We start from the raw sequence: 1,358 nt of genomic DNA, 5'->3' as shown, positions 1-1,358 counted from the left end.
GGGTGTACTCGCCGTTGACCCGGTGGTGGCGCATCCACCGCCCGCTCCGCCGGATCCGTCGCTCACCAGCCCGCTGCTCGACGGCGTCCAGTACCGAGGCAGGAACTGGGCGATCTTCACCAAGACCTGGGACCCCGCCACCCTGGCCGAGCGGGACGGGCGGTGGATGCGCCACCACCGGGTCAACGGCGAGTACACCCTGCCCGGCACATTCACCCTGGAGGCGGCGGCCGGCGCCGCCGCGACCCTCTGCCCCGGCCTCGTGGTCACCGGCTTCCGGGGGCTCGCCTGCCGCACGTCGATCACGGTCAGACTCGTGGGGCCACCGCGCACCGTCGCCGTGGAGGCCCGCGTCACCAGCCGGGCGGGCGGCCGGACCGAGGTGGCCGTCAGGATGACGGCCCACCGGATCGGCAAGAACGACAAGGTGCTGCGCTTCAACGACCTGCTGTGCGAGACCACGGTCGTGCTCGCGGACCGCTACCCCGTACTCCCCGCACCCCCCGACAGCTCGTCCCACACGCCCGAACCCGACTTCGCGATGCCGGTCTACTCGCCCGACCCGCCGATCTCGCTCACCGGCCCGTTCGCCGGCACCGGCGACCACGCGCGCGGGCCCGACGGAAACAGCGCCCGCTTCCGCCTGGACCACGAGACCTGGGCCCCCGCCCTCGCCGGGACGACCGTGCCCACGATCCTGCTCGACGCGATGGTGCACCTGCTGCTCATGCCACCGCGCGGCGACAGCCCGCCCCTGGTCGGCCCGATGGCAGGCCTCGACGAGGTCGACCTCGGCGGACCGGGCAACGACTGCCGGCTCAGCGCCGAGAACCCCGTCATCCGGCTGCACCGCGACTACGCCACCGGCGACCTGACGGCCACGGCCGGCGACGGCCGGGTGCTGGCGCGGATCGCCGGGGTCGCCGCTCATCCCCTGGACCACAGCGGGGAGTTGATCAGGCCGCGCGCCCGCGTTCCCCAGTCGTCCCGTTCGTGACAGCCAAGGAGACAGCAGTGTTGTGGCAGGACATCACGATCGCCGGGACCGGCGCGTGGGTACCCCCCATCAGACCCGAACACGCGCGGCGCGGCGGGCAGCAGTCCGCCCTGGCGCTCAACGGATTCACCTCCGCCGCCGTCTCGACCGACGACACGGCGACCCAGATGGCGGCCCNNCGGCGGGAAGGACACCACCGGCATCGAGATCGGAGCCGCCAGCGACGGCGGCGCCGCCGCGCTCGTCACCGCGGCCGAACACCTCACCGCCCGGCCCGCCGCCAAAGCCACCCTCGTGACGACCGGTGTCCGGTTCCCGGACGAACGGTGGGGCTACGCCCGGGAGTTGGGCTACGTCGCCG

The 1,358-nt window shown here is 73.7% G+C and carries 1 protein-coding gene; it reads left to right on the top strand.

Going from position 1 to position 1,358, the window contains the following annotated elements:
* Positions 1-997, top strand: a 997-nt coding sequence (locus tag BHU15_RS37490; RefSeq protein WP_171908538.1) for a hotdog family protein, incomplete at its 5' end; no start/stop codon positions are given.
* Between the last annotated feature and the right edge of the window lie 361 nt (positions 998-1,358).

This window comes from Streptomyces niveus (assembly GCF_001723055.1).
Lineage (GTDB): Bacteria > Actinomycetota > Actinomycetes > Streptomycetales > Streptomycetaceae > Streptomyces > Streptomyces niveus.
The sequence above is the reverse complement of the archived record's forward strand: the minus strand, read 5'-3'. Positions and strand labels throughout refer to the sequence as shown.